The following is a 5875-nucleotide window of genomic DNA, read 5'->3' on the forward strand; positions in this document are numbered from 1 at the left end:
GGGCTGCTGTGGGTCGCCGACCACGCGGACGAGCTCGGCATCGACTCGGAGCGCATCGTCGTCACGGGCTTCAGCGCCGGCGGCGCCCTCAGCGCCGCGCTCGCTTTGACCGTGCGCGACAAGGGCGGTCCCCGCCTGCTCGGCCAACTGCTGATGGCCCCGCTGCTCGACGACCGCAACGACAGCGCCTCGGCCCTGCAGATGGACGACGTCGAACTCTTCGACCGCAGCCGCAACGGGTTCGCCTGGAGCTCCCTGCTCGGCGACGCCCGGGGCGCAGCTGACGTGCCGCAGTACGCCGCGCCCGCCCGCGCCACCGACCTGGCCGGCCTGCCGCCCACGTTCCTCGACGTCGGCTCCGCCGAGTGCCTGCGCGATGAGGTCCTCGCCTACGCCGACCGGATCTGGCAGGCCGGCGGCGAAGCCGAGCTGCACGTGTGGCCCGGCGGAATCCACGGATTCGACCGGAAAGCCCCCGAGGCGCGGATCAGCAAGGCCGCTGTCGCGGCACGCCGCAACTGGCTCGAGCACCTTCTCGCCACCAACTGACGGTCTCCGCCGGCGGTAGTCGGTCGCGGGACGGACAACGTTCCGGCCAGGCGTCCCGTGGCAACGAGGTCGAGGGACCGTACGACGGAACCCGGGCGGATAGCCGCGTGACGCGGAACCCTCCCGCGGTTCTGGACCGACAAGTGTCCAGCATCCCGGCTGGTGCCGTCGGCGGCGCACTTCCGCAGCGGGTCGTGGGCGTCCTTCCAGGAGCCGAAATGCTCGGGCAGGTCCATGCAATGCACGGGCGGTACCGGTGCGGTACTTGAACGCGATCGCGCCGATCACCTGCCGGAGATCGCGCCATCGCCCGCCCCCGCTTCGGCGTCCGCTCCGGCAACAGCGGCTCCGATTCGGGGGCCCACTGGGGTGGCGCCAGTCAACGACACAGATCAACCAACGGTCCGATGATCTGAGTGAAACGGCCTGGAAGGGCGGCCAGTCGGAACCGGGAGGCGGGGCGGGAGAGATCCGGTTGCCGTTCCGCATTTCAAGTGGCCGGCGCGCGTCGATTGCCGCAGCGGCCTCGTTGCACGCGTCGCAGGCACTCGGCCACTCGTCCATCAACAGGTACGGCGAGGCCGTGAGCCCCTCGTGGGCCAGACCTCACAGCGTCCCCCCAAAGCCGTCGGCGGAGTACGCGTACGGCGGCATCTCCAGACATCGGGTTCGGTTCTCTCGGGCATCGACAAGACGATCTGCTCGACGCGGGCCTCCCGGTCCGGCAGTAGAGGCGACGATCTGCTCCACCACGGGGCAGCCCGAGGCTGCGGGGCGCCGGTGCCGCCGCCCCAGCGGCGTGTCCAACGGTCACGATGCCGTCCACCCCGACCACCGGGGCGATCAGGCGGCCCTCGATCTAGGAATCCGCCTGGTGTCCGCCATCGTCGGAAGGCCCCTCCGATCCGGTACGGCCGACTGCCTCGTGAAGGACATCGGGAACGAGTCGGCCGTCGAGCGACACCCTGGTTCATTCCATAGAGGTAAATATCGCCTTTTCCCTGGTCGAGCCGTGCTAGTCGCTCGAAACTCTTGTGGGGCGCGGCCGATCACGACCCAGCCAGTACGACCTCCGGCATCTGAAAGGCTCCTTATGGGCAACGGCAGGCTCCGACTCACCGTCATCGCTGCACTCGCCTCTCTGCTGATCGGCGGCGCATCGGCTGGGACGACAGCTGCATCCGACCGAGGCGGCGACGAGCAGGCAGACACGGCGGTGCCGGGTGTCGCGCCTTCTGGCTCCGACGCGGCCGCGGTCTACCTGGACGCTGCGGGCCGGGTGATCGACATGGATGCGGTCGATGAATCAGGTACGACTCGGCACGCTGCCGTGCTTGGATGCACGCCGGTCAGCGGGAGGGACAATCCACACCGGTCGAGCACTGGAGTGGCAGCCTCCGGTCACGGGTGGTGGGAGAAGGGAAACTGCAGCAGCGACCGCGCCAAGGTGTTCAACTGCCTGTACGAGTGGTACACGGACAACACCTGGCGCCAGCAAGCATGTTCGGAGACCAAGACGCTGAAGCCGGGTGGCGGGAGCGTTCAGCGCACAGCGGCCCGGCGTGACTGCCGCGACACCCAACGCACATCGTGGCGCAACCATGTGGACGTCGATGTGATCGATGAGATCGACACCGGAGAGAAGCCCATGAACCAGGCTGAAGTGGATTGCCGGGTGTACTGAGAGGCTCTGTCGGCCCTCCAGTGGCAGGTCGTCGAGTCCATCCAGAGGGAGAGCGACATGTCGGATCAGACGTCGGAGCAGGACGCCGTCGCGCAGCCGGGTGTGGCGCCCTCCGCTCGTCGCACTGCGGGAACCATGTTCGCCGCACTCTACGGAGAACTCGTCCCGCACGCGTGGCGGGATCCCGCGTCGGAACACGACGCATACCAGCTGTTCCATCAGCGATCGCTCGCGATGGGCTGGCTCGACGACAGGGCGGGCGCTGAGGAAGTGAGCGCCGCCGGTCGGCGCACGCACGCCGCGCCGGGGTTGTGGGCCATGAACGACGCGGGCTGGAGCCACCCCCTGGCCGCTCCGCGGCCGAACCTGATCTCGTGGTTCCAGGTCGAGGTGAGCGCATTGCCCGACGACCGGCCACTTCCCGTCCAGCCGTTCCTGCGCTGCGCGCAGGACACGACGGAACGGGTCGGCGCCGTGCGCCTCACCGCGGTCCAAATCCTTCTGCCGGTGCAGGGGATCGAAGCCTCGGCACGCCCACCGTACGCACTGGTGCCGTCCATGCGGACCTCAGACTGGTTCGGGGAGTGCGACCCCCAGGCACGGGTACCCGTGAAGGTCCGCATCGACGGCGGCGTCGACCGGTCGATCCCCATGGTGGCGCCACAGCTCGCCCGCCACGTCGTCCCTGCGGACCAGAACGTGTTCGCCGGCGAGATCGACGAGGTCCTTCCGCTGGGAGAATTTCCGGCGCCGCCGTTCGACGACCGCTTCTGGAACGGTCCGCCCCTGCACGGAATGACACTCTCCGGTGAGTTGGCGGAGTGGTCCTGTGACGCTGTCGGCTGGCTCGCCGCGACCGTGGCCGACTCCGCCGCTCACCTCGGCATCCACACGCCAGTGCTGTTCACCGTCCTACAGGGGTGACCGTCCGGCAGATCGGCATGCACGACCCTCCTCCCTTTGGCGCCTCGCCGCCGCCAGCCTCCCGCCGCGACCCCGCCACCCTTCCTCTGCGCAACGCCGACAGCACCGGCGCTGCGAACATCAGGTTCGCCGGCCCCGGGGATCCCCTTCAGGGAAGGAGGTAGCTGCTGGCTGCCCGCAGCCCGAGCCCCGTCCTCGAAGCCCGCAGGCGGAACTCGGGCCTTTCGCGCTCTGTTTCGTGCTCCGTGCGCTCCCGCAGCCGGACCTGCGTGGCGCACGGCCCCCGACCACACGTCGAAGTCCAGCGAGGCCCTGAACTCCGTCAAGGCGGCGCCGACCCCAAGAGCGCACTGGAAAAGGCCGCCTGCGCCGCCGACCGGGACTTTTCTGAGAACGCCAGCTACAAGATCTCGTGGGACCCATCGGCGAGGCGGGCGGGGCAGCCGCACTCGGCCGCCGCCCCTGGTGGCGCCGCGTACTGGACTTCCGCAACCGGGAGGCGCCGTGGGCCGGTGACCGGCCGCGGCTGCGGCGGGGCTTCGGGTACCTCGTGACCTGGGTGCTCTGGGCCTGCGTACTGGCCCTGCTCATCACCGCCGTCGTCTACGCCGACACGGCCGTCAGTGCCGTGCGCGACCACTTCGCCAAACGCTCCCCGGTCGGCGGCCCGGACACCGTCGTGGCCTCACGGTCCTACGAGGGGCACGAGCCCCGGCTCCTCTTCGACAAGCTGAACAACACCTGGTGGGGCCCGGGGATCAGTCAGGCCGGCACGGGTGAGTGGGTCGAGGCCCGCTTCGAGCAGCCCACCCGGCTGCTCGACGTCATCATCACCCCCGGCGTCTCCAGCCGCGCCGACAAGTTCTCGCAGTCGGCTCTCCTGCACCGTGTCGAGGCCGTGATCACCACGGCCGACGGCAAGACGGCAACCCGCATCCTCACCCTCAACCAGGGCGCCGGCGGCCAGCGACAAGTCTTCCGGACCGGCGAGGTCACCGCCGTGCGCTTCGTCCTGCGCTCGGCCTACGGCGCGGCCGCCGACAAACAGGTCTCCATCGCCGAGATCGAGTTCTTCGGCCCGTCAAAGAGCGGCCGGATCTCGTAGATGACCGGGCGGTGTACCGGAGCTGACCCTCTGGTAGAGCAACTCCCAATAAAACCTACGCAGTTGGCAAACTGGCGCTGTCCTCCCCGCCCATGGATACCGTGATCCCGTGCGGACTCAGCGACAGCCGGGCAGCGGCCGGACCGGCGACTCTCAGTAGGCCCCCCAAGTGCCCCGCTCCACCCGGCAGCCGGCCGCTCCCTCCTCCGGCGCCCCCACCACGCCCTGCTCGGCCTCCAGCAGACCGCGGGGAACGCGGCCACGGCGGCAAGCACTGGGCCGGGCGCGCGGCGACGCCCGGCCAGGCAGCTGCCCGGCGGCTCCCTCGCGCAGATCGAGGAGCGCACCGAGGCGGGGCTGGAGCTGCCCTCGTACCTGATGCGGCTGGAGGCCGGCGGTCTGTCCTCCTCGTACGCGCTGACCGGGGACGCCTTCGTGCCGCGCGCGATCGCCGCGTTGGTCGGGCACGACGACGGCGCCGTCGCCGACATCGGCGGCGAACTGGTCGGGCGGCCTGAGACCTTCTTCGGGGCGGGCCGCGCCTTCTCCGTGCCGGGCGGCACGGAGAAGGCGCGGTATGACGTCACCGTCCGCATCAGCTGGGCGCCCGACGACAGGCCGCCCGTCTTCGTGCCCGACCTCCCGGCCTGCGCCCCGCCGGTCACCGCCGCCGGACTGGAACAGGCCGCACTGGAAGACCCTGAGGGCAAGGACACCAAAGTCGACGTCCACCACAACACCGCCGCTACCGCAAGTGGTACGGCCGGTTCATCGTCGAGCAAGGGCGTCGGAGGCCTGCTCTGCGGGCTGGCGCCCGTCGCGCCGGCGGTCTGGGTCGGTGCCGCCGGAACCACGAACCTCCAGCCGTAGCAGTCCTCCCGCAAAACCCGCAGACAGCGGAACTTGGCCGAACCGCGTGTCCTGCGCAGCGACAAGGGCACGGTCGCGGTACTGCGCGAGGTGCGCTACGAGGTACGGATCAAGAAGCTCGGAGCCACCGGCGAGCGGGCCCTCCGCGACCCCGGCACGCTCACCCAGCGGGTACCCGCGGAGCACCTCGTCCCGGTCGGCACCGACCGGCCCGGCCTGTCCCGAGTGCTGGCCCCGGCCACCGCCTACGTCTCCGTCGCGGACTCCCTGGCCCCGCTCGCCGTGGCCGAACGCGGCGCCACGCACCAAGGTGGCGGCGGGCTCTTCGACGCCGTCGCCTCCGTCCTGCACCCCGACGTCACCGCGCCCGGCGCGCCCGGACGGGGTGGGGTTCCCCGAGATGCAGGGATGGTCCACCTGACCCCCCCCGCCCTTGTCCCGGGCGCAGTGCCGTGCTGCGGTGAGAGCCTGCACGGACGACACCACCAAAGGAGGGCGCATGAATGGTCAGCGTGAACAGGACGGCCAAGGGTTCGAGCGGGTCCGCAAGATCCTGGAAGAGATAAACGCAGCATCAGCGTTTCTCGGTGCCGGCTTCTGTACGGCGGCGTTCACGGCAAGACTCGTGCCGGCATCTACACCCAGGGCTGTCCTGTACGGCTTACTTCTGGTTGCAGCCTTGGTGGGTTCGGCCGCAGGTTACCTTTTGAACCTGAAGGTGAAGGACTGGCTGCAGCGTAGGC

7 protein-coding genes are annotated in these 5875 nt (G+C 70.0%); all 7 read left to right on the forward strand.

Features of this window, described 5'->3' with window-relative positions:
• Nucleotides 1-549, forward strand: a 549-nt coding sequence (locus VR44_RS34740; RefSeq protein ID WP_045951629.1) for an alpha/beta hydrolase fold domain-containing protein, incomplete at its 5' end; no start/stop codon positions are given.
• A 1093-nt stretch (nt 550-1642) separates the two neighbouring features.
• Nucleotides 1643-2233: a hypothetical protein gene (locus VR44_RS47890; protein WP_245692753.1), complete on the forward strand. Its 591-nt coding sequence runs from the start codon at nt 1643-1645 to the stop codon at nt 2231-2233.
• Nucleotides 2234-2290: 57 nt separating this feature from the next.
• Nucleotides 2291-3157: a hypothetical protein gene (locus VR44_RS34750; RefSeq protein WP_052713974.1), complete on the forward strand. Its 867-nt coding sequence runs from the start codon at nt 2291-2293 to the stop codon at nt 3155-3157.
• A 412-nt stretch (nt 3158-3569) separates the two neighbouring features.
• Nucleotides 3570-4262 carry an NADase-type glycan-binding domain-containing protein gene (locus VR44_RS34755; protein WP_245692755.1) on the forward strand — a complete coding sequence of 231 codons (693 nt, stop codon included), beginning with the start codon at nt 3570-3572 and terminating at the stop codon, nt 4260-4262.
• 378 nt (nt 4263-4640) lie between these two features.
• Nucleotides 4641-5132 (forward strand): hypothetical protein, encoded by a 492-nt coding sequence (locus VR44_RS34760; RefSeq protein ID WP_045951631.1) that lies wholly within the window; start codon nt 4641-4643, stop codon nt 5130-5132.
• A 33-nt stretch (nt 5133-5165) separates the two neighbouring features.
• Nucleotides 5166-5648 carry a hypothetical protein gene (locus tag VR44_RS34765; RefSeq protein WP_045951632.1) on the forward strand — a complete coding sequence of 161 codons (483 nt, stop codon included), beginning with the start codon at nt 5166-5168 and terminating at the stop codon, nt 5646-5648.
• On the forward strand, nt 5632-5875 hold a 244-nt coding region (locus VR44_RS45555), incomplete at its 3' end, for a hypothetical protein (RefSeq protein WP_211275190.1). The genes VR44_RS34765 and VR44_RS45555, both read left to right, overlap by 17 nt.

The sequence above is a fragment of the Streptomyces katrae genome, assembly GCF_000966975.1.
Classification (GTDB): domain Bacteria; phylum Actinomycetota; class Actinomycetes; order Streptomycetales; family Streptomycetaceae; genus Streptomyces; species Streptomyces katrae.